Below are 21,955 nucleotides of genomic sequence, written 5' to 3'. Positions count from 1 at the left end.
CTTCAGTTACAACTGTGCAAAAGTATCAGAAGGCATTTGAATCAACTTTACAGCTCCTCTCCAGACTTTGAAAACAATAAATAAACAGTGAAGATAAGTTCTAGAGTTACTGCAGACAACATAAGGAGAGCTACACTAATTGCTTGACCGTTATAGGTATAGCTTGCTAAACCTATGAAAATAGCCATGATAAACGATCTAATAAATGAAACTGCAGAAGAGGCTGTACCTTTCATTTCTGGAAAAACACTGATAGATGCATTGAAAATCACTGCTTGGCACATTGCACATCCAATACCAAAAATAATTACAGATAATGTTGTAAAGTGAGGAGAAAGAGGTGCAGTTACACTGAATATTAAAAGCAAAAAAGACCCAAGAATAATTATGGCTGTCCCCAGAATCACGCACCACCTTGCTCCAAGTTTATGTAAAATTTTACCAGAAAAAAGGCTGATTAATGAAAAGAATCCAACAATTGCACCTTGATGTAGTGCATAACTAGTGCTAGACAAACCAAAAGTTTCCATATACAAAAATGGTCCACAAGTAATGAATGACATATAAGCAGCAGAAAAGAAGCTTGGTATCATAGAGAGTACAACGAATCTTGAACTTAGCAGTAAACTTTTATAATCACCTATCATTTTTTTTACACTAAAGACTTCAAAGTCTTTTTTTGTTTCTGGTAATGCTAAAAGTAATAAAACCCATGAAACAAAACAAATTGCTGCAACACTCGCATAGTTGCCACGCCATCCTACAGCATTATTAATCAAACTTCCTAAAACTGGTGCAATTGCCATAACCACAGTTAAGGTTGCATTCATTATACCGATAAACCTTACTGCTCTTTCACCTTGATAACTGTCTGCAACCACTGCAAATACAACCACAGATGCGCTAGCACCAATTCCTTGAATAAAACGCGAAACCATAAGCCAAAAGACAGTTGGGGCAAAGACGCAGCCAACAGCTCCAATCAGTAGTAAAGTGTTGCCTAAAATCATAATTCTTCTTCTGCCATAACATTCCGACAACGGACCAAGAAACAATCCTCCTATACAAAAACCCAAAAAATTATAGGCTATAGTTAGTTGGATCACCCCTTCTGATACATTAAAGTAGCGTACAATATCAGGAAAGCTGGGTACGGAAATGTCAATTTCAATAAATTTAGCAATCAGAGCTAATATTAACAAAAAAGGTAACAACATTTTTCAATTAGTGAGTTGTACAAGATATCATGTTTAAAGTGTGAGGTGAAGAACATTTAAATTAAACTGCGCCACTGATCTTCATTTAAAATTTTTATGCCAAGTTCCATTGCTTTCTTGTATTTAGAACCAGGATTTTCTCCAGCAATGAGGTAATCTGTTTTTATAGAAAGACTTGAACCAACCTTTGCTCCCAGAGCTTCGGCTCTTACTTTTGCTTCGCCTCTACTCATAGTAAGCAGTGTGCCAGTAAATACTACAATTTTATTATTTAAGATAGAATCACTAGAGTTAACATTTACAGGAAGAACATTAAGATGGAAAATAAGATCGTTTAACATCTTCATGTTACGCTCTTCAGAAAAGAAAGATTTTAAGGATTCAGCCGTCTTTTTTCCCACACCACCTATACTTTCTAATTCAGAAAAAATTTCTTTATTAAGTGGTAATTTAATCATGTTGCCATACCAATTATTGTAAGAGGTATAATAACTTGCTAGAAGTTTGGCTGTCACCCGACCAACAAATCTCACGCCTAGAGAAAATATTAGCCTATCCAACGCTATCGCTTTTTTATTTTGTATAGAATTTAATAAACCAGCTATTGACTTCTCACCCCAACCTGGTTGTTGTTTAAGGTTAAATCCGTTCAATTTTTCTTCTAAAGTAAAAATATCTGGTATTTGTTTTATCAGGCCAAGGTCATAAAAGAACTCTATCTGTTTTCCACCAAGGCCAACTATGTCGAATGCATCTTTGGATATAAAATATTTTAGCTTCGCTATAATCTGAGCTCTACAGGTAAACTCTTCAGGGCACCTTACTGCTGCTTCTCCCTCAACATTTTGCACTTTACTTCCACACTCAGGACATGCCTCAGGAAATACAAATTCAGACACATTTTTAGAACGAGAATCCTTATCCACTTCAACAATCTGAGGGATTACATCCCCTGCCCTTTTAACTGTAACAACATCCCCTTCCCTGATATCCTTACGCTTTATCTCATCTTGGTTATGAAGACTTGCCCTGCTAACTAGCACCCCTCCGACATTGACCGGTACTAAATCTGCAACTGGAGTTAATATTCCAGTCCTACCAATCTGTATAAATATCTTATTTAACTTTGTTTTTGCATAAACCGCAGAAAACTTATATGCAAGTGCTGAGCGTGGTGCTTTGTGAGTACTTCCCAGGCGACTTTGTAATGCCAAGTTATTGACTTTATAGACTATTCCATCAATATCATAATCCAAGCTATAGCGGCAATCATAAATCTTATTATAAAACTCCAACATTCCATTTATATTGTCTGTTAAGAATTGATGCTCATTTACACAAAACCCTAGCGCATCAAGCCTATTTAAAACTTCACTTTGACTTTTCTCTGCTCCACCAATTAAAGAATAGGCAAAATATTTAAGTGGTCTACTTGCTGTAACATTTACATCCAATTGCTTCAAAGAACCGGCAGCCGCGTTGCGTGGGTTAGCAAATGCATTACTTTCATTTAATTTCAAGAAATCGCTATTGCTAATGTATATTTCACCCCTTACCTCCAACCTACCTTGCACACCTTGTAAAGTTTTTGGAAAGCCTTTTATTGTTGCAACATTGCTTGTCACATCTTCTCCCACAAAACCATCACCTCGAGTTGCCGCCCTAACAAACCTCCCATCCTCATAAACTGCAGAAAATGACAGTCCATCAATTTTTGGCTCACACAATATTTCTATTTCATCCCTAATTAAAAATCTCTTTATCTTAGACAAAAACTTCTCTACACCTTGTTCATCGAAAGCATTGTCAAGAGAAAGCATAGGTTCCTGATGTTTCACTTTAGAAAATTTTTCATCAGGTGCAGCGCCTACACCATCTTGCATCCTATCAATTTCCGGAAGCCGTGCCTCTATCTCAGCCGCCTTTTGCCTTAATTCATCATATTCAGCATCAGTAATCTCTGGTGCATGTTTCTGATAATATAGCAAGTTGTGGTAATTAATCTGATCTCGTAGTTTAGTAAGTTCTTCTATCATCTTTTTTAAGTCAGCCATGTCATAGTTTAGACATTAAAGTAAACACGATCAATTACAACGTCAAGTTGTGGATTTTCTGAAGCGGCATTTCAAATTCATATTAAGTTTAATATTTATATCAAATTCTTAATATTTAAATAAATATATATTTATTAGCATAATATTAACACTAATATATTATAATATTAACTTATATATTTAAATTTAAAGGAGTAACACTATGACAAGATACAACCCAAGTACTTTAGGCATTAAACACGGCTCAAGCCAAAATATCCCTTCATCCTATACTGGTATTTTTGATAATATCTTAGTTGACCTTGACCCTATCAACAAAAAAATCTCCCAATTAGAAAACAGTGTTGAGGAATTACGGGATGATGTAAAAAGAGATATTGGGCAAGTGAAAAAATTAGTAGCAAAAGAAGCAGAAAGTGCAGCTAAAAAAGCAGTACAAGATTACTGTGATAAAAAAATTGGAAGCGTTATAAATGATGCAGTTGAGGGCAAGATAGACAAACTTATCGATGAAGAAAGATTAGAAGTAGAGAAGTCTTTAAACTATGAATTTGATGAGTTACGTGATTTCGTACGTTTAAGTATGGATAAGGAATTAAAAGATTTTAAGTGTGAGCTTAAAGAAGTAAAAGCCAATACTTTAAAAGCTACTGCAGATAATTTCTATAAGAGTGCAGAAACATTATCTACCATAGCAGCAGATGAGGTGTGTCCAGAACCAGCTTTCTTATTGTAATCATACTACAGCGGGAAGTCTTTGTCAAAATCCCCTATCTTCAATCTCATTAGACTTCTTTCTTACCATAAATCAGTTTCGAAAGAAGTCCCTTAATTTTTTCTTACTGCTTAAATAAATATACTTTTATTAGCATAATATTAATACTAATATACTATAATATTAACTTATATATTTAAATTTAAAGGAGTAATACTATGACAAGATACAACCCACGTGCTTTAGGCACTAAATACGGCTCAAGCTACAAAACATTAGACAGCTTTAACTCACCAAAAGCCCCTTCACCCTATGCTGGTTTTCTTGATAATATCAGCTTAGTTGACCTTAACCCTATTAAAAGAGATATTTCCAAAATAAAAGGAGATCTTGATGAACTACGGGATGATGTAGAAAGAGATATTGGACAAGTGAAAAAATTAGTAGCAAAAGAAGTAGAAAGTGTCAAAACTGCAGCTGAAGAATCAGCACAAAAAGCAGTCAAGGATGTAGCTGACAGAGCAATCGGTGATATAACTGAAAAAGTAAAATCAGGAATTGCAGAAAATCAAGGAATAAAAAATCAGATAGAAAAAGTAGTACTAGATAGTTGCAATCAAAACATTGAAAGTATTATAAATAAGCATGAAGTTAAAAGCAAGATAAATGACCGTGTTGACGAAGAAGTATTAGCACTTAGAGAGGCTGCTAAAGAGATTTTAAGCATTGAAATAGACAAGATACTTGAATCTATAAGCTCAAGCATAGAAAAACGGTTAGGAGGTATCTATTCAGGTGTATGGCTTAAGAAGCAATAGCCAGTAGGTTTTGAAAAGGATTTAACTTCTTTTGCCTCCAAGTCAAGTACAATGAAATTATCCTCTCAAGAAACATATTTCCCCGTTTCGATTGTGTAAAATATGAAACTTTTCGGTAAACAACGTAATGCCGAATCTGTCGCTCAGCATAGTTGTTTGTCAGTGGAATATTTTCTGGATCGTCCAAAAATTTCCACATCATCAGATCCGATTTCATGATATTTTTTGCTACTCGAGACGCTCCAATTGCCTCGGGTAAATTTGATATATTCTTTAAGTAATATCTCGTTCGCTTGCGTAATTTTCTTGCTCTTCTTATGAACCTTAATGTGTCTATTTCATCCTTTAACAGAGCTTTTTTCAATGCAAATAATTCAGTAGCAACATTCCTTAAATAATACCCCAAAACTTTCACTTCGCTATTCCAACTATGAGACAACCTTTCAAAATCTCTTGCTAAATGTGCCCAACAGACCTGCCTTTTCTTGCTGGAAAAGTAGTTGTAAGCTGCATATCTGTCGGTCACTACTAGGTTGTTATTCTTTCCAAATTTACTATTTTCCAGGACTTTCATCCCTCTTGACTCTGTCAATTTGATCACACTTCCTATTTTGCTCGCAAACATCCAGCACCAGCCCTGTTTACCTTTGTTGTAATGGCTAGTTTCATCGATATGTAAAATTTTGCTCTTGCTTACCTCTTCCTCAATTTGCTCATATGCTTCTTGGCATTTTTCTGCCACTCTAGCCTCGCTATTTGATACACTACCGACGCTGATATCCAGGTTGAAAATGTCCTTTATAATATTTGCCACTTCTTTTTTCGAATTCTTGTAAAATCCACTTAATGCTGTAATTACTGACTTAACTCTTGGACCAAATGTGTCCGCAGTTACTCCTTCTTGTAGCTTGCTACTTTTTCTTTTTCCACATCTTTTGCAACGTCCATGCTCTAGTTGATATTCAACTACATACGGCTTGATTTCCGGCAAATCGACCTTTTGATGAGTATACGGATCTTTTGATACCGCAATTTCTCCTCCGCACTCACACGTATTGGGCAGTTCTATTTTTACCATCTCATCTGCCTCCATTTTAGGGCGGTAACTGCCTTTATGTCCAACCTGTGCTCCTACTTTCCTGTCACTTTTTGGCTTATTTTCCCTCATCTTATATAATTCTTTGGAGCTTGGTATAGATGAATTTTTTGAATTTAAGCCAAGCCTTTCTTTTAACTCAGCGTTTTCGATCCTTAGCGCTTTATTTTCTGCTTTAAGCTCTTCTATTTTTGTTTCTAACTTTTCTATAGTCTGCTTAAACTTTCGCAAAATTCTAAAAGATCAACCATATTACCTCACAGCCACTCTAGTTTACCTTTTTAGCATTCCTTGTCTACTCTTTATTTTACCGCCCGGCTGAATGGATACGTTAGGAGACTTTGAATGTGAACTTAGAGAAGTAAAAGCCAATACTTTAAAAGCTACTGCAGATAATTTCTATAAGAGTGCAGAAACATTATCTACCGTAGCAGCAAATGAATCGTGTCCGAGTACAGAATTTACTCACTTGTTCTAATTATACTACAGCGGGAATCTTTGTCAAGATTCCCCGCCTTCAATCTCGTTAGACTTATTCTAAATAAATATGCACTTATTAATATAATATTAACTTATATATTTAAACTTAAAGGAGTAACATTATGAAACAAAAACATTATAATTTTAGTAATAAGCTAACCCCTTCAGCCTATACTATTCTTGATGATTTAGGCCTAACTAACTATCCTGCTATTAAAAAAGCTATTGTGCAAACACAAAAAAATCTTGAGGAAACAGATAGAAAAGTAGACAATATCGAAATTGAAGTTGAAAAATTAGCACAAAACACTGAAAGTATAGTTCAAAAAGTAGTGCAGGATTACTGCGATCAAAAAATTGAAAGCTATATAAAAGACTTTATTGCTAAACAAGAATTAGAAGCGAAAAGTATTTTAGATAGTATCCATTCAGCCGGGCGGTAAAATAAAGAGTAGACAAGGAATGCTAAAAAGGTAAACTAGAGTGGCTATGAGGTAATATGGTTGATCTTTTAGAATTTTGCGAAAGTTTAAGCAGACTATAGAAAAGTTAGAAACAAAAATAGAAGAGCTTAAAGCAGAAAATAAAGCGCTAAGGATCGAAAACGCTGAGTTAAAAGAAAGGCTTGGCTTAAGTTCAAAAAATTCATCTATACCAAGCTCCAAAGAATTATATAAGATGAGGGAAAATAAGCCAAAAAGTGACAGGAAAGTAGGAGCACAGGTTGGACATAAAGGCAGTTACCGCCCTAAAATGGAGGCAGATGAGATGGTAAAAATAGAACTGCCCAATACGTGTGAGTGCGGAGGAGAAATTGCGGTATCAAAAGGTCGATTTGCCGGAAATCAAGCCGTATGTAGTTGAATATTAACTAGAGCATGGACGTTGCAAAAGATGTGGAAAAAGAAAAAGTAGCAAGCTACAAGAAGGAGTAACTGCGGACACATTTGGTCCAAGAGTTAAGTCAGTAATTGCAGCATTAAGTGGATTTTACAAGAATTCGAAAAAAGAAGTGGCAAATATTATAAAGGACATTTTCAACCTGGATATCAGCGTCGGTAGTGTATCAAATAGCGAGGCTAGAGTGGCAGAAAAATGCCAAGAAGCATATGAGCAAATTGAGGAAGAGGTAAGCAAGAGCAAAATTTTACATATCGATGAAACTAGCCATTACAACAAAGGTAAACAGGGCTGGTGCTGGATGTTTGCGAGCAAAATAGGAAGTGTGATCAAATTGACAGAGTCAAGAGGGATGAAAGTCCTGGAAAATAGTAAATTTGGAAAGAATAACAACCTAGTAGTGACCGACAGATATGCAGCTTACAACTACTTTTCCAGCAAGAAAAGGCAGGTCTGTTGGGCACATTTAGCAAGAGATTTTGAAAGGTTGTCTCATAGTTGGAATAGCGAAGTGAAAGTTTTGGGGTATTATTTAAGGAATGTTGCTACTGAATTATTTGCATTGAAAAAAGCTCTGTTAAAGGATGAAATAGACACATTAAGGTTCATAAGAAGAGCAAGAAAATTACGCAAGCGAACGAGATATTACTTAAAGAATATATCAAATTTACCCGAGGCAATTGGAGCGTCTCGAGTAGCAAAAAATATCATGAAATCGGATCTGATGATGTGGAAATTTTTGGACGATCCAGAAAATATTCCACTGACAAACAACTATGCTGAGCGACAGATTCGGCATTACGTTGTTTACCGAAAAGTTTCATATTTTACACAATCGAAACGGGGAAATATGTTTCTTGAGAGGATAATTTCATTGTACTTGACTTGGAGGCAAAAGAAGTTAAATCCTTTTCAAAACCTACTGGCTATTGCTTCTTAAGCCATACACCTGAATGGATACATGCCTTTCTGTATAGTCTTTAAATGTACCCCTATTGGAGTCAAAATGTAACTTTACACTACCAATAGGTCCGTTTCTTTGTTTTGCTATAGCAAGCTCTGCAATATTTCTAATTTTTTCCATTTTCTCTTGCCACTCTCTGTGCTTATTACTTCCTTCATTGGGCTGTTTCCTTAATTCATAATACTCTTCCCTATAAAGAAACATTACTATATCTGCATCTTGTTCTATGCTTCCTGAATCACGCAAATCAGAAAGTTGTGGTTTTTTATCATCTCGCTGCTCAACAGAACGAGAAAGTTGCGATAGTGCAATAATCGGAATATTTAGCTCTTTCGCAATTGCCTTTAATCCTTGTGTTACTTCTGAGATTTCCTGCACTCTGTTTTCATTGCTGCGCTTTGTCGTTCCTCTAATTAACTGCAGGTAATCAATAAACACCACTTCTACATTATATAGTTGATATAATAACCGTATTCTAGTGCGAATAGCGCTAATTGATAATGCGGGAGTATCATCTATTATGAAAGGTAATTCAGATAATTGTGTGCTGGCATTAATAAATCCGTGCAATTCAAAGTCGCTAATTTTTCCGGTCAATGCTTTATAGTAGCTAATGCCAGATTCTATAGTAATAAGTCTAGCAGTTAATTGCTCTGCTGACATTTCAAGTGAAAAAAATGCTACAGTATGTTGTTTATCTGTTCTTTTTTGTAAAACTTTACAGGCGTTAAGTGCAATGTTCAGCGCCAGTGCTGTTTTACCCATGGATGGCCTTGCAGCAAGAATTAGTAAATCAGATTTCTGTAATCCACCCAAAAGTTGATTGAGGTCCTGAAGTCCAGTTGTTATACCAAGTGCCTCAGGGTTATTTTTCAGCATACTGATCTTCTCAACAACATCCTTCACTGAGCTTGCAAGCTTGATATATGTTTTTTCACCTTGTTTTTTTACTGCTAAATTAAACAATTTTGTCATTGCTTGTTCAATTTGTATCTGTGCTGGGTTTTCAACATCATAATTATAGCTATCATCAACTATTTCCTGCCCTAATCTGATCAAACACCTTCTCAAGTAAGCGTCACGAATTATTCTAGTTAAACTATAGATATCGAGTGCAATGCTGGCTTTTGCAGCAAGCTTCGCTAAATATTCAACTCCACCACATTCGATAAATGATTGATCATTTTCAAAGAACATCTTAAGGCTCAGTTCATTTGCAACTATGCCATGTTTTCTTGTTTTGGATATTTGTGTAAAAATACTTTGGTGCAGCGGATCATAGAAATTTTCTGCAGTGATAGCGTCTTCAACTGCATCACAGATCCTATTATCACGAATCATAGCGCCTATGAGCATTTGTTCAGCTTCCAAATTGTGCGGCAGTTTACATATTTCTTTATCTAAACTTCTTGTTTCAAGAAGGCTAGCTAATTTGTTCATCTTGCATTGAGGAATAAAGAAATTATTTTAGTACAAAAGCTGATGATTTTAAAGCCTATTATTAAGTGGACATGTAAATGCCCACTTTAAGTAAGATACAACTTTCAGCTGTGTTGGCTAAGCTGATTCTTCTGTTGAAATAACCTTGTTTGCTCTAGTACTTCACCGTTAATTCGTATACTAATTTCTGGAGTGCTGCCTTCTTCAAAACCTACCGCCATACCATTCTTAATACATGTTGCAATAGGTAGCGTATGCATATTAGTTTTTGAAGTACTGCTTTCTTTACGCCCCACCATACCAATATATTCTATTCCAATAAAGAGCGCTCCAAAAATTAAAGCAAGACACATACTGGTGTAAAACAAAATTTCAAATTCAGGGGATTTCCACGATCCAAACGAGAATCCTTTAAAGTAAGACGCTATAGCCATTGTGAATCCAAGTAACATCACTGGAACAGATAAAATAGTTACGCACCTTAATTTGTGTCTTTTACTGTATAAATCTCCAATCATATTTCACCTCTAAACTTATTATTGATATTTTAATATATGACAATATGGTAAACAATTGCAACTGATTTTCCCTACTTAGAGAGAAAATTCCTATACTCACTTGAGTTTTTACTAATCATTAAAATATTTAACCTTAAAGATTATTATTTAAGTGGACATGTAAATGCCCACTTTAAGTACAATGCAAGTTTAGCTTGCTGTTGTTACTGATGGAGCAACATTAGTTCCATCAGCATTTATACCTTTAGTTTCTTTAACTTCTTTCATATCAGCTTTTGGAGTGCTGTCTTCCGTAATTTTCATGCCGATTTTTGAAGTGCTGGCTTTCTTAGGATCTTCCATAAATACTGCCGTACAAAACAATATTATACCAGATATAAATATAACCAAACAGACGCCATAAAGAATTTTCAATGCAGGAGATTCACACAACCCAAATGCATGTCCAATAATATCAATAAAACAAGTAAGAAAACCCCCCTTAATCCACCTATCATAGCTTTAAAAGCTAAATTAGCTACATACTCTGATTTGGGCTTTTTATTATTTAAATTTGTAATCATATTTCACCTGTAAATTTATTATTAATATTTTAATATATCATATATTATGAATAATTGCAACTAATCTTGAAATATATAACCCTGTAGTCCGCTAAAATGCGAAACTTTTATGCTCTCACGAGATAATTATCAAATTTAGAACTTATTAAGTGGATATACAGAATGCTCACTTTAAGTAAAATATAATTTTATCTTGCTGGTACTCTTGTTGAAGTAACACTAGCTGCATTAGCATCTATATTTTCATCTTCAAGTTCGGTAATTTTCACGTTAGCTTGCGAAGTTCTAATTTGCTGATGCTCATGTTCAGATAACAATAACTTCTTTTTAATTAACTCCAGCTTTCCTAGCGTTTCATCATCAACTTGTTGTACAATATGAGTTTCTGGAGTGCTGTATTCTTTAGCATCTACCATACAACAACCAATAAGTACACTCACTACAAAAAATGCTGCACTAAGTAATATCATACCAAGGCCAGTGTAATAACAAATTTGCAAATTAAGAGATTTCCATATCCCAGACGAGAATCCAATAGCATAAGACACTATAGCCACTGCGGCTCCAAGAAATATCATTGAGCCAGATAAAACAAGTGGAAACCTGAATATATCTCTTAAGCGCCTTCTATTAAATAACCCTCCTCTCATATTTTTTACCTCTAGATTTATTATTGATGGTCCAGCAAGCTAATTATTAAAATATTTATAGTGAATATACATAATATCCGCTATAAAGTAAATATAATTTTCAGTTACGCTTGGGTGCTTCTGTTGAAGTAGCATGAGCTGCATTAGCAACTATACTGCCGGAATCGTTAGCTTCCACGCCAGTTTGTGGAGTGCTGTCTCCTTCTAAACAACGACCAATATCAGTTTTTGATTCTACTTTCTCGCCTCCCTTCTTCTCAGCAGAAGTTTGCTTATAGTCATAGTAGTAACAACAAGCAGCTATTGTTAACAACACTATCGCTACACAGAGAAGCACTATTGGAATGGTAGGATTACTAGCATTAGAAAAATTGCCAGCCACTTATGCTGGGCTGCGATAAATATGATGATTATTTCGTGATGGTGTCAAAATGTGAGCAAGGAAAGCCATGAACAAAACAAATGAAGCAAGAATAAAAATACAAATCCTTTCTGAATCTTCTTGACTGGATGATGCCATAATATTTTTCTGAAATTAATTATTAATATTTTAATATATTATATATTATAAACAATTGCAACTAATCTTATACAATCCCATAAGTTAACTGTTAAAACATTTAATTTCGATTTTAAAGACACATAAAATTTGACTAATTTTCTGCTGTCTATAGCATTAAAACTAAAGGCCTCTGTGGTGAAATGGTAGACACGACAGACTCAAAATCTGTTGCTTGCAAAAGTGTGCTGGTTCAAGTCCGGCCAGGGGCACATGTGATATTTAAAAGTGCATTTTATGTTAAAGAAATTTTTCGATAGTTTATTTTCCTTTCTCTCTTCTATGAGTGCCGTTCAGAAAGTCAAAAAAGATGAGAGTGGAATATGTTATATCACAGGGCTTAGGCGCTATTTATCAATATTGCTTGATCTAGTTATTATAATCTTACTTTTACAGTTTTTTGGCCAGATTGTAGGTCAAATCTTTATAAATTCAGAAACTGGTAAGATGCTAGGTGAAATTACTTCAAAATATCAAATGCAAGTCCCTCTGTCTATTGAGGAACAGGATATGCAAAGTAGTTTCATTTGGTTACTAATCTTAAATCAAATAATCCAATTCTTTATGCTCTTCAGCTACATTGCGTATATGTGGATAAGATTTGCTGCCACACCTGGAAAACTGTTATTGGGACTCAGAGTTGTAAATGCACAAACTTTTGAAAAAATGACCTTAAAACAAGCAACAAAAAGATTTTTTTCTATTACGTTATCGATCATTCCATTGTTCTTGGGTTTCATATGGGCAAATTTCAACAAGCGCTGCCAGTCTTGGCACGATAAGATAGCGGACACAGTTGTTGTTACTAACAAAAGTCTGCGTGAATATCAAGATCGTGCGTCTTAATAGCTTTTGCAGATCTTCTTATCATCCTATGACTTGATCCACAGCTGTACGAATTTTGTGTTTTAGGTATCCATTCAGGGGTATGGCTTAAGAAGCAATAGCCAGTAGGTTTTGAAAAGGATTTAACTTCTTTTACCTCCAAGTCAAGTACAATGAAATTATCCTCTCAAGAAACATATTTCCCCGTTTCGATTGTGTAAAATATGAAGTATCCATTCAGCCGGGCGGTAAAATAAAGAGTAGACAAGGAATGCTAAAAAGGTAAACTAGAGTGGCTGTGAGGTAATATGGTTGATCTTTTAGAATTTTGCGAAAGTTTAAGCAGACTATAGAAAAGTTAGAAACAAAAATAGAAGAGCTTAAAGCAGAAAATAAAGCGCTAAGGATCGAAAACGCTGAGTTAAAAGAAAGGCTTGGCTTAAATTCAAAAAATTCATCTATACCAAGCTCCAAAGAATTATATAAGATGAGGGAAAATAAGCCAAAAAGTGACAGGAAAGTAGGAGCACAGGTTGGACATAAAGGCAGTTACCGCCCTAAAATGGAGGCAGATGAGATGGTAAAAATAGAACTGCCCAATACGTGTGAGTGCGGAGGAGAAATTGCGGTATCAAAAGATCCGTATACTCATCAAAAGGTCGATTTGCCGGAAATCAAGCCGTATGTAGTTGAATATTAACTAGAGCATGGACGTTGCAAAAGATGTGGAAAAAGAAAAAGTAGCAAGCTACAAGAAGGAGTAACTGCGGACACATTTGGTCCAAGAGTTAAGTCAGTAATTGCAGCATTAAGTGGATTTTACAAGAATTCGAAAAAAGAAGTGGCAAATATTATAAAGGACATTTTCAACCTGGATATCAGCGTCGGTAGTGTATCAAATAGCGAGGCTAGAGTGGCAGAAAAATGCCAAGAAGCATATGAGCAAATTGAGGAAGAGGTAAGCAAGAGCAAAATTTTACATATCGATGAAACTAGCCATTACAACAAAGGTAAACAGGGCTGGTGCTGGATGTTTGCGAGCAAAATAGGAAGTGTGATCAAATTGACAGAGTCAAGAGGGATGAAAGTCCTGGAAAATAGTAAATTTGGAAAGAATAACAACCTAGTAGTGACCGACAGATATGCAGCTTACAACTACTTTTCCAGCAAGAAAAGGCAGGTCTGTTGGGCACATTTAGCAAGAGATTTTGAAAGGTTGTCTCATAGTTGGAATAGCGAAGTGAAAGTTTTGGGGTATTATTTAAGGAATGTTGCTACTGAATTATTTGCATTGAAAAAAGCTCTGTTAAAGGATGAAATAGACACATTAAGGTTCATAAGAAGAGCAAGAAAATTACGCAAGCGAACGAGATATTACTTAAAGAATATATCAAATTTACCCGAGGCAATTGGAGCGTCTCGAGTAGCAAAAAATATCATGAAATCGGATCTGATGATGTGGAAATTTTTGGACGATCCAGAAAATATTCCACTGACAAACAACTATGCTGAGCGACAGATTCGGCATTACGTTGTTTACCGAAAAGTTTCATATTTTACACAATCGAAACGGGGAAATATGTTTCTTGAGAGGATAATTTCATTGTACTTGACTTGGAGGCAAAAGAAGTTAAATCCTTTTCAAAACCTACTGGCTATTGCTTCTTAAGCCATATACCTGAATGGATACACTTCAATTTAGATTCTAGATGCTACAGTAAGCATTAAAAGTTAATTAATGAATCACAAGACAAAATGCAAATAGGGAACTTTGAAATTCCTTATCGCTGTAAGTAGATTTGACATAAAGTTTAATAGTGTCTGTTACTGCTTTTAGGTGTGAGGCTAGAGGGTTATTAGCAGTAACAGACACTATTAAACTTATTATAGAGCTTACTTAAAGTAAACACTCAATACATTATATATTATTATTTTCTTAATGTAAAGTATTATGATCTTTTCATTTTAGATAGATTTGTACAAATGCTCCTTTCCTCAAATTGATTTTGTTGTATTATAGGTATTAAATACTAAAAAATCATTAACCATCACTAATCTTCATTTGCATAGTAGTTTTATATATACTATTATCTGAGTTTATAGCAAATAAATAAACATAAGATATGGTAAAGCTATTTGCATTACTGATATTATTTTTCGCAAGTATATCATTTGCTTCTGCTCCCACTTCTTGGCAATTCGGGTTTCCTGTTCCTGCAACTGATATAATGGAGTCTGTGGTTAAAGCGCACTCGTTTGTGATGATTATTATGGCTGCTATAATGCTGTTTGTATGGATAATACTTGCATATGTGGTGCTTCGCTTTCGCAAAAGCAAGGTAAAAGAAGTAAGTAAAACCAATCATAATATCCTTCTAGAAATTATTTGGTGTGTTATACCGACAATTATTGTAGGAGTATTAGTTTTTGAGAATGCTAAATTGATTAGATTGCAAGAGAAAATACCAAAAGCTGACATGACGCTAAAAGTCATTGGCCATCAGTGGTATTGGAGCTATCAATATCCAGAACATAAAGATATATCGTTTGACAGTTACATTAAAGGAAAAGATGATCTTGTTAAAGGAGATTTAAAGCTATTTTCTGTTGATCACAACGTCATTTTACCGATTGATACTAATGTTCGTTTACAAGTTACAGCAGGGGATGTAATACATAGTTGGGGAGTTCCTGCTTTTGGCGTGAAAATTGATGCAATACCAGGAAGATTAAATGAAGCGTGGTTTAATATTAAAAAGCCTGGTATATATTATGGGCAATGTTATGAGTTGTGCGGTCAAGGCCATGGTTTTATGCCAATTGTTGTTGAAGCAGTAAGCAAGGAAGATTTTAATAAGTGGATTGAAAGTAAGAAGTTATCAGATAAAGTTTGAGGTATAGTTATGAGTGATGTACCAAAAGGTATAAAACGTTGGTTATTTTCTACTAATCACAAAGATATTGGTACTCTGTATATTATTTTTTCCATATTTGCTGGAATTATTGGTGGACTATTGTCAGTAATTATCCGTACTCAATTGATGCACATTGATATACTGCACGGTAATTACCAACTATACAACGTGATGGTTACAGGACATGCGTTGACAATGGTGTTTTTTATGATAATGCCAGCTTTAATGGGGGGATTCGGCAATTGGTTTGTTCCTTTAATGATTGGTGCGCCTGACATGGCGTTTCCTCGTATGAATAACTTAAGTTTCTGGTTGTTAGTATCTTCTTTTGTTTTGCTTATTCTTTCGGTATTTGTTGGTGAAGGTGCAGGTACAGGTTGGACTTTATATCCGCCTTTATCACAAATAGCCTCTCATCCGAGTGCAGGTGTTGATCTTGCTATATTTGCACTCCATATTGCTGGTATATCATCAATTGTGGGGGCAATTAACTTTATAGTTACTATATTCAATATGCGTGCAAAGGGAATGTCGTTGACTAAAATGCCATTATTTGTATGGTCTGTGTTATTAACCGCATTTATGCTTATAGTTGCTTTACCAGTGCTTGCTGGTGCTATAACTATGCTACTTACTGATCGCAATATTGGCACTACATTTTTTGATCCTGCAGGTGGTGGTGATCCTGTGTTGTTTCAGCATCTATTTTGGTTTTTTGGTCATCCAGAAGTGTATGTTATTATATTCCCTGCATTTGGAATTATCAGCCAAGTTGTGTCAACTTTTTCTAATAGACCAGTGTTCGGTCATACAGGAATGATCTATGCGATGATAGGGATAGCAGTGTTTGGCTTTATGGTTTGGGCACATCACATGTTTAATGTTGGTCTTGGTGAGGATGCTGCAATATTTTTTAGTACTGTAACTATGCTTATTGGTGTTATTACTGGCATAAAAGTTTTTAGCTGGATTGCAACAATGTGGGGTGGATCAATTGAATTTAAAACACCGATGTTATTTGCTCTTGGTTTCATTTTCATGTTTGTTGGAGGTGGTATAACAGGGATAGTCCTTTCTCACGGTGGAGTAAATAGACTCTTACATGATACCTATTATGTTGTTGCTCACTTTCACTACGTCATGTCGCTAGCTACTTTATTTGGGGCTTTTGCAGGCTTTTATTATTGGATAGGTAAAATGTCAGGCAAGCAATATAACGAGTGTCTAGGCAAAATACACTTTTGGCTGACTTTTATTGGTACTAACATTACTTTTTTCCCTCAGCATTTCTTGGGGCTGGCTGGCATGCCAAGGCGTATACCAGACTATCCTGATGCATTTATTCCTTGGAATTATGTATCCTCAATTGGCTCATATATATCTTTTTTTGCAGCTTTGTTCTTTGTATTTGTGGTAATCCACTTATTTAAGTGGGGTAAAAAAGCCGGAGATAATCCATGGGGAGGTACTACCTTAGAATGGACTATTTCTTCGCCACCACCTTTCCATACTTTTGAAAAACCTCCAGTAATCGAATAGAATGCATACAGGTGCTTTATTGAATATTGAGTCAACAATACGAGATTTTTGGTATCTATTAAAGCCAAGAATAATGTATCTCGTAGTGTTTACTGCAGTTGCTGGAATGGTTGCTGCTCCAGGTAGTATTCATCCTTTTCTTGCGCTAATTTCTCTTATGTGTGTTGCTCTTGGCTCAGGAGCTGCAGGTGCTATAAATATGTGGTATGATAGAGATATAGATATACTTATGGAAAGGACGAAAAACCGCCCTATACCAACAGGTAGAGTGCTTGCGGAAAGTGCACTTGAATTTGGCATAACACTTGGAATATTATCAGTGTTTATAATGGCAATAGCAGTGAATTATGTTTCTGCTGCTTTACTTGCAGTTAGTATATTATTTTATGTTTTCATATATACAATTTGGCTCAAAAGGCGCACTCCACAGAATATCGTTATTGGTGGTGCGGCAGGAGCTTTTCCACCAATGATTGGCTGGGCATCTGTTACTAACTCAATTGGTTGGGAAAGTTTTATTTTATTCTTAATAATCTTCATGTGGACTCCTCCACATTTTTGGGCTCTGTCTTTAAATAAGTCTGAAGACTATTTAAAAGCATCAATTCCAATGTTTAATATTGTTTATGGTTCAGAAAAAACAAGAAAATATATACTAGTTTATAGCGTGTTGCTAGTGCTTACTAGCCTGTTTCCAGCACTATTCTTAAAAAAGACTTTGCTTTATCTAAGCGTGGTAACGATTGAGGGTTGCATTTTTATTTGGTATGCTATATCTATAATAAGATTTAAAGATCATAGCTCGCAAAAAAGGATGTTTTCCTATTCAGTTTCCTACCTGTTTTCTCTGTTTGCCAGCATTATTTTTTGTTCTATCGATCTATTTTAATTATGAAGGAACAGCAAAAACATAAAAATTATTTTTTATTTTTTCTTTTATTAGCACTAACTATCGTATTCTTTTTCATTTCTATAATAAAGTTTAAAATATAGTTTGCATCCACCCGTTAAAATTGTTTTTTCATAAGACAACTGTATAATTCATTAATTTATGTGGATAAGAAATGAGTAAAAAAGAAGTAACAATATATACGGATGGAGCTTGTTCTGGTAATCCTGGAATTGGAGGATGGGCAGCCATTATATTGTATCAAGATCAGAAAGAAGAAGTTTATGGTAGAGAGGAAAATGCAACAAACAATCAAATGGAGCTAAGAGCTGTAATCAATGGGTTGAAAGCTCTGAAAACTGCTTGTGATGTTGTTTTGTATACAGATAGCCTTTATGTTAAAAATGGTATAACAGAATGGATACATAAGTGGAAAATAAATGGTTGGATGACAATGAACAAAAAACCGGTCAAAAATATAGAGTTATGGCAAGAGCTAGATGACGCAGCTTCACAACATAAAGTTGATTACAGATGGATTAAAGGGCATAATGGTGATAAATATAATGAGGAAGCGGATAGTTTAGCAAGGAAAGCAGTGACTGATGCTTAAAAAAATTACCGTGTTGTCTTCGATAATTTTATTGTTTGCATTTTGCCTGTTTGTTTTTTTTAAAAGCAAAAATTCTTTAGAAATTAATGTAAATTATGTCGACTTTTACGTAAAGAATAAGATAGCAAAAGTCTTTGCTAACTCAGACGTCAGTATGCAAGACACATCAATTATTTGGCAAAAAGACGGGAAAAATCCATATTTAGTCATTACAGACTTAACGATAAAAAACCCTAATTTTACTATAAAAGTTCCAGAGTTTTTTGTGCACTTTAAGTTCAGCTCTTTGTTCAAAACCAATGCAAAATTCACCCAGGTTTTAGCTGATAATATACGTATACATACTAATCAAGCTGACTTAAAAGCAGTGAGCTTCAGTTTGCAACACTCGTTAAAAGCAGCAAGAGAATTCTTTTTTAGCTTAAGTGTAGAGTCAAAAATTGAATTTACTAATATTGTTGTGAATGAAAGCACAGAAAACAAATTTTTAATTGATAAAATTTATATAGATAAGAAAGAAGATTTTAACGTTTTGAATGTTTATGTTCATACAAAAGATGGAAAAGGTATTTTAGATGATTTATTCATAACGATAAAGAATCATAATAATTCGTTAAATGCGTATGGGACATTTTATGATCTGAAACTAGGGCTGTTTAGCGAAGTTTTTGCGTCAGTTAAAAATTACAATTTAGATAAAAACGTAGGTTTAAAAGGGAATTTTCTACTAAAAATCAATGATAAGGGTGAGGTTGTAGATGGAAACGTATACGTGCTTAGTACAGAGAATAATGCAAATGATAACTCAAGCTTAACTAATGTAAACATAAACCTTGCATATAATGCTGGAATTATGAATGTAAGGAATTTCCACTTTAAATTTCGAGATATTTATCTCTCTTTAATGGGAAAGATGAATTTTGATATAAAACATGCTTTGTTTAGAGTGAATATTAGTAGACTTGCGGCAAAAGATCTGTGTGTTTATGTGCCAGATGGAGTGCTGAATAAGAAATTTCAAGATTGGTATTGTGAAAATATTGATGGAAATATTGTAAACACAATTTTAAGCTTCAACGGTAAAATTAAAGACTTATTTGATGATGATTTATCAGACGTTGTAATTGTTGCTGATATAGAAAACGGCAGCGTGAAGTTTGACGAAGATTTTGAGCAAGTACGAGAGCTAAATGGCGATTTAATTATCAAGAACAATAACCTTAAGATTAATGTAAATAATGCTAAATTTCAAAATTTTACCATTAATGGTGGTGACATTGAAATGAACTCTCTGGACAAAGACGATTCGGTGCTTACTATCAATGGTCAGGCTGTAAGTGATGCTTATGGTTTGTATGAACCGGTAAGATTTAAGCTAGACGATGCCATTCCAGTCACAAGGGATGATATGAGCGGTACAGCAAATTCTGTGTTCGGCTTTCGCATTTTGAACATAAATGCAGATGACAAAGAAGTGGATTTTTCTGCCAATTTCCATTCAGAAATTGATGATTTGGCTATTTACGATGCAAATATTGGCAAATATGACCTTAAACTTAATTTTGGTAGTGATTTTACCAACCTAAGAGGTAGCGGCATAGTAAACGATACGCAGTTATTATTTGATCTTAAAAGCAGTAACAAAAATGAAACTTTCACCTGGAGCCTGGCTGGGGATTTGCCAGCTCAAATACTTAACTTTGATAAAGATATAGGTGGTTATATTAGTGCAAATGTAGAGTCAGTGATAAATGCAGGTAATACAGGACACATTAAAGGTAATATAGACTTATCAGGTTTTGATTCACGTTCAAGTTACTTAGGGTGGAAAAATAAGATTGAGGATCATAATCAAATTTCATTTTCTGTAAAGTTGCAAGGTATTGGTAAATTATCAGTAGATAGGCTAGAAATAGTGGGAAGTAATTTAGACATAAAATTTGGCGGCAAGAAAGAAAATGGAACCTTATATTTAAATTCCAGTAGTTTTAAATTACCTGACAACAATTTCAGTGTGGATATCGAATCGAGTAAAGAAAAAGATTCTATTGCTATCTATGGTGAGAAAGCTAACTTAAGCGACATCTTAGAGTTGCTTAACAGGAATAGCAATAAAATAGTTAAAAAAATAGAGGTTAGTATGGACATTGATAGTATAATTATGAAGGAAGGAACTATTATTAAAGATGCTAGCCTCAACCTAACCTGCATCGGAGGAAATTGTGATGGAAGTCAATTTACAGGTCAATTTCTTGAAGATAGTAGTAAAATATTTGCAGAGTACAGTGGCATAGGGCTAGAATTATATGCAGACAATGCAGGAATATTATTACGCTCCCTAGGAATTAATAAATCAATAAAAGATGGCAAATTGTCTTTTTATTTATCTTCTGAAAGGGAAAATGAAGAACGTTATGGTATGCTATCCATTAGCCATTTTTATGTAAAAGATGCTCCGCTACTTACTACTTTATTATCCATGTCTTCGCTTCCTGGAATTGTGAATGCTATAAAGAATGAGGGTGTGCACTTTCACAAGTGTAATGCACCTTTTTCGTATAAAGATGGTACTATTGAGATTGAAGAATCATGGGTTGAAGGAGCAGAACTTGGTATCAGCACTAGTGGAAAACTTGATATTAAGGACTATAAATTCCAGGTTGAAGGACAGGTAATACCTGCATATTCAATAAATCAAACTTTATTGAAAATACCTATACTTGGAAAACTCCTTACTGGCGGAAAAAGCAGAGGGATTATATCAATAGACTATAAAGCAAGCGGAGATAATGAAGATAGTAATGTACTTGTTGATGTTATTTCTTCACTCACTCCAAGTTTGTTAAAAAGGGTACTTGGAGTGTTTGACCGACTGATGACGAGAGCTACAGTAAACACAACTGCAACTGAGGGTTAAGAAGTGTACGAGCATCGTGTTTTAGGCCAGTTACCTGCAAGATAGTGTCGTCCTAGTGCTTGACACTAGGTATCCATTCAGCCGGGCGGTAAAATAAAGAGTAGACAAGGAATGCTAAAAAGGTAAACTAGAGTGGCTGTGAGGTAATATGGTTGATCTTTTAGAATTTTGCGAAAGTTTAAGCAGACTATAGAAAAGTTAGAAACAAAAATAGAAGAGCTTAAGAAGGTGTCTGCAAAGTATGTAGAAAAGTAGAAAAAAGGACAATTATGTGATACAAGGA

General features: G+C 34.8%; 18 protein-coding genes, 1 tRNA gene and 3 pseudogenes. 13 read left to right on the top strand and 9 right to left on the bottom strand.

Translation table 11 applies throughout. The annotated features are described in order from the left end of the window. Positions 1-47 precede the first annotated feature (47 nt). Together HF197_RS06605 and ligA are read right to left on the bottom strand one after the other, a co-directional pair. Complete coding sequence (locus HF197_RS06605; RefSeq protein WP_168464734.1) at positions 48-1,217, bottom strand: multidrug effflux MFS transporter; 1,170 nt, start codon at positions 1,215-1,217, stop codon at positions 48-50. Between the two features lie 56 nt (positions 1,218-1,273). Continuing rightward, positions 1,274-3,271 carry an NAD-dependent DNA ligase LigA gene (gene ligA / locus HF197_RS06600; RefSeq protein ID WP_168464733.1) on the bottom strand — a complete coding sequence of 666 codons (1,998 nt, stop codon included), beginning with the start codon at positions 3,269-3,271 and terminating at the stop codon, positions 1,274-1,276. A 202-nt stretch (positions 3,272-3,473) separates the two neighbouring features. Here ligA and HF197_RS06595 point away from each other — a divergent pair, with 202 nt between their 5' ends. Both HF197_RS06595 and HF197_RS06590 read left to right on the top strand, forming a co-directional pair. Next, complete coding sequence (locus HF197_RS06595; protein WP_168464732.1) at positions 3,474-4,007, top strand: hypothetical protein; 534 nt, start codon at positions 3,474-3,476, stop codon at positions 4,005-4,007. A gap of 197 nt (positions 4,008-4,204) precedes the next feature. Beyond that, positions 4,205-4,804: a hypothetical protein gene (locus tag HF197_RS06590; RefSeq protein ID WP_168464731.1), complete on the top strand. Its 600-nt coding sequence runs from the start codon at positions 4,205-4,207 to the stop codon at positions 4,802-4,804. On the opposite strand, the pseudogene tnpC (HF197_RS06585) reads toward HF197_RS06590, so the two are convergent. Further along, positions 4,791-6,151 (bottom strand): annotated as a pseudogene (tnpC, locus tag HF197_RS06585) (IS66 family transposase). The gene HF197_RS06590 and the pseudogene tnpC (HF197_RS06585) sit on opposite strands and share 14 nt — an antisense overlap. A 71-nt stretch (positions 6,152-6,222) precedes the next feature. Here tnpC (HF197_RS06585) and HF197_RS07370 point away from each other — a divergent pair. The 3 genes and pseudogenes from HF197_RS07370 (at position 6,223) to tnpC (HF197_RS06575) (ending at position 8,220) form a co-directional block, all read left to right on the top strand. Beyond that, a complete protein-coding gene (locus HF197_RS07370; RefSeq protein WP_218938892.1) occupies positions 6,223-6,378 on the top strand; it encodes a hypothetical protein in 156 nt (51 codons plus the stop codon). Between the two features lie 124 nt (positions 6,379-6,502). Next, positions 6,503-6,823: a hypothetical protein gene (locus HF197_RS06580; protein WP_168464730.1), complete on the top strand. Its 321-nt coding sequence runs from the start codon at positions 6,503-6,505 to the stop codon at positions 6,821-6,823. 56 nt (positions 6,824-6,879) lie between these two features. Next, positions 6,880-8,220 (top strand): annotated as a pseudogene (tnpC, locus tag HF197_RS06575) (IS66 family transposase). Here tnpC (HF197_RS06575) and HF197_RS06570 read toward each other — a convergent pair. The 6 genes from HF197_RS06570 to HF197_RS06545 form a co-directional block, all read right to left on the bottom strand. Next, on the bottom strand, positions 8,200-9,684 hold the full coding sequence (locus HF197_RS06570; RefSeq protein ID WP_168464729.1) for a replicative DNA helicase: 1,485 nt from the start codon (positions 9,682-9,684) through the stop codon (positions 8,200-8,202). The pseudogene tnpC (HF197_RS06575) and the gene HF197_RS06570 sit on opposite strands and share 21 nt — an antisense overlap. A 104-nt stretch (positions 9,685-9,788) precedes the next feature. After that, a complete protein-coding gene (locus HF197_RS06565; RefSeq protein WP_168464728.1) occupies positions 9,789-10,202 on the bottom strand; it encodes a hypothetical protein in 414 nt (137 codons plus the stop codon). Positions 10,203-10,391: 189 nt separating this feature from the next. Then, the gene (locus HF197_RS06560; RefSeq protein ID WP_168464727.1) at positions 10,392-10,544 is read right to left on the bottom strand and encodes a hypothetical protein; all 153 of its coding nucleotides are present in this window, start codon (positions 10,542-10,544) and stop codon (positions 10,392-10,394) included. Positions 10,545-10,612: 68 nt separating this feature from the next. After that, positions 10,613-10,765, bottom strand: a complete 153-nt coding sequence (locus HF197_RS06555) for a hypothetical protein (RefSeq protein WP_168464726.1) — start codon at positions 10,763-10,765, stop codon at positions 10,613-10,615. Positions 10,766-10,953: 188 nt separating this feature from the next. Next, positions 10,954-11,415, bottom strand: a complete 462-nt coding sequence (locus HF197_RS06550; protein WP_218938891.1) for a hypothetical protein — start codon at positions 11,413-11,415, stop codon at positions 10,954-10,956. A 100-nt stretch (positions 11,416-11,515) separates the two neighbouring features. After that, entirely contained in the window at positions 11,516-11,731 is a 216-nt protein-coding gene (locus HF197_RS06545; RefSeq protein ID WP_168464724.1) for a hypothetical protein, read from the bottom strand. Positions 11,732-12,103: 372 nt separating this feature from the next. Here HF197_RS06545 and HF197_RS06540 point away from each other — a divergent pair. From HF197_RS06540 to HF197_RS06505, 8 genes and pseudogenes are all read left to right on the top strand, one after another. Next, positions 12,104-12,186 (top strand) — tRNA-Leu (locus HF197_RS06540). A 25-nt stretch (positions 12,187-12,211) separates the two neighbouring features. Further along, entirely contained in the window at positions 12,212-12,820 is a 609-nt protein-coding gene (locus HF197_RS06535; protein ID WP_168464723.1) for an RDD family protein, read from the top strand. A 287-nt stretch (positions 12,821-13,107) separates the two neighbouring features. Beyond that, positions 13,108-14,468 (top strand): annotated as a pseudogene (gene tnpC, locus HF197_RS06530) (IS66 family transposase). A gap of 454 nt (positions 14,469-14,922) precedes the next feature. After that, on the top strand, positions 14,923-15,693 hold the full coding sequence (gene coxB / locus HF197_RS06525; protein WP_168464722.1) for a cytochrome c oxidase subunit II: 771 nt from the start codon (positions 14,923-14,925) through the stop codon (positions 15,691-15,693). 9 nt (positions 15,694-15,702) lie between these two features. Next, positions 15,703-17,253 (top strand): cytochrome c oxidase subunit I, encoded by a 1,551-nt coding sequence (gene ctaD, locus HF197_RS06520; protein WP_168464721.1) that lies wholly within the window; start codon positions 15,703-15,705, stop codon positions 17,251-17,253. 1 nt (position 17,254) lies between these two features. Beyond that, the gene (locus tag HF197_RS06515; protein ID WP_168464720.1) at positions 17,255-18,142 is read left to right on the top strand and encodes a heme o synthase; all 888 of its coding nucleotides are present in this window, start codon (positions 17,255-17,257) and stop codon (positions 18,140-18,142) included. A gap of 175 nt (positions 18,143-18,317) precedes the next feature. Beyond that, on the top strand, positions 18,318-18,755 hold the full coding sequence (gene rnhA / locus HF197_RS06510) for a ribonuclease HI (protein WP_168464719.1): 438 nt from the start codon (positions 18,318-18,320) through the stop codon (positions 18,753-18,755). After that, complete coding sequence (locus HF197_RS06505) at positions 18,748-21,672, top strand: YhdP family protein (RefSeq protein WP_168464718.1); 2,925 nt, start codon at positions 18,748-18,750, stop codon at positions 21,670-21,672. Before rnhA ends, HF197_RS06505 begins: the two co-directional genes overlap by 8 nt. Positions 21,673-21,955: the final 283 nt, after the last annotated feature.

This window comes from Wolbachia endosymbiont of Ctenocephalides felis wCfeT, from assembly GCF_012277295.1.
GTDB lineage: Bacteria > Pseudomonadota > Alphaproteobacteria > Rickettsiales > Anaplasmataceae > Wolbachia.
Note: the sequence above shows the minus strand (reverse complement) of the source record. Positions and strands in the feature narration are given on the sequence as shown.

Excerpts from the sequence above, each read along its gene's own strand:
- HF197_RS07370 (WP_218938892.1), top strand. The coding sequence starts at position 6,223 with ATGGATACGTTAGGAGACTTTGAATGTGAACTTAGAGAAGTAAAAGCC.
- HF197_RS06605 (WP_168464734.1), bottom strand. The coding sequence starts at position 1,217 with ATGTTGTTACCTTTTTTGTTAATATTAGCTCTGATTGCTAAATTTATT.
- ctaD (WP_168464721.1), top strand. The coding sequence starts at position 15,703 with ATGAGTGATGTACCAAAAGGTATAAAACGTTGGTTATTTTCTACTAAT.
- HF197_RS06560 (WP_168464727.1), bottom strand. The coding sequence starts at position 10,544 with ATGGAAGATCCTAAGAAAGCCAGCACTTCAAAAATCGGCATGAAAATT.
- HF197_RS06505 (WP_168464718.1), top strand. The coding sequence starts at position 18,748 with ATGCTTAAAAAAATTACCGTGTTGTCTTCGATAATTTTATTGTTTGCA.
- HF197_RS06515 (WP_168464720.1), top strand. The coding sequence starts at position 17,255 with ATGCATACAGGTGCTTTATTGAATATTGAGTCAACAATACGAGATTTT.
- HF197_RS06565 (WP_168464728.1), bottom strand. The coding sequence starts at position 10,202 with ATGATTGGAGATTTATACAGTAAAAGACACAAATTAAGGTGCGTAACT.
- rnhA (WP_168464719.1), top strand. The coding sequence starts at position 18,318 with ATGAGTAAAAAAGAAGTAACAATATATACGGATGGAGCTTGTTCTGGT.
- HF197_RS06590 (WP_168464731.1), top strand. The coding sequence starts at position 4,205 with ATGACAAGATACAACCCACGTGCTTTAGGCACTAAATACGGCTCAAGC.
- ligA (WP_168464733.1), bottom strand. The coding sequence starts at position 3,271 with ATGGCTGACTTAAAAAAGATGATAGAAGAACTTACTAAACTACGAGAT.
- HF197_RS06535 (WP_168464723.1), top strand. The coding sequence starts at position 12,212 with ATGTTAAAGAAATTTTTCGATAGTTTATTTTCCTTTCTCTCTTCTATG.
- HF197_RS06580 (WP_168464730.1), top strand. The coding sequence starts at position 6,503 with ATGAAACAAAAACATTATAATTTTAGTAATAAGCTAACCCCTTCAGCC.
- HF197_RS06550 (WP_218938891.1), bottom strand. The coding sequence starts at position 11,415 with ATGAGAGGAGGGTTATTTAATAGAAGGCGCTTAAGAGATATATTCAGG.
- HF197_RS06555 (WP_168464726.1), bottom strand. The coding sequence starts at position 10,765 with ATGATTACAAATTTAAATAATAAAAAGCCCAAATCAGAGTATGTAGCT.
- HF197_RS06595 (WP_168464732.1), top strand. The coding sequence starts at position 3,474 with ATGACAAGATACAACCCAAGTACTTTAGGCATTAAACACGGCTCAAGC.
- HF197_RS06570 (WP_168464729.1), bottom strand. The coding sequence starts at position 9,684 with ATGAACAAATTAGCTAGCCTTCTTGAAACAAGAAGTTTAGATAAAGAA.
- coxB (WP_168464722.1), top strand. The coding sequence starts at position 14,923 with ATGGTAAAGCTATTTGCATTACTGATATTATTTTTCGCAAGTATATCA.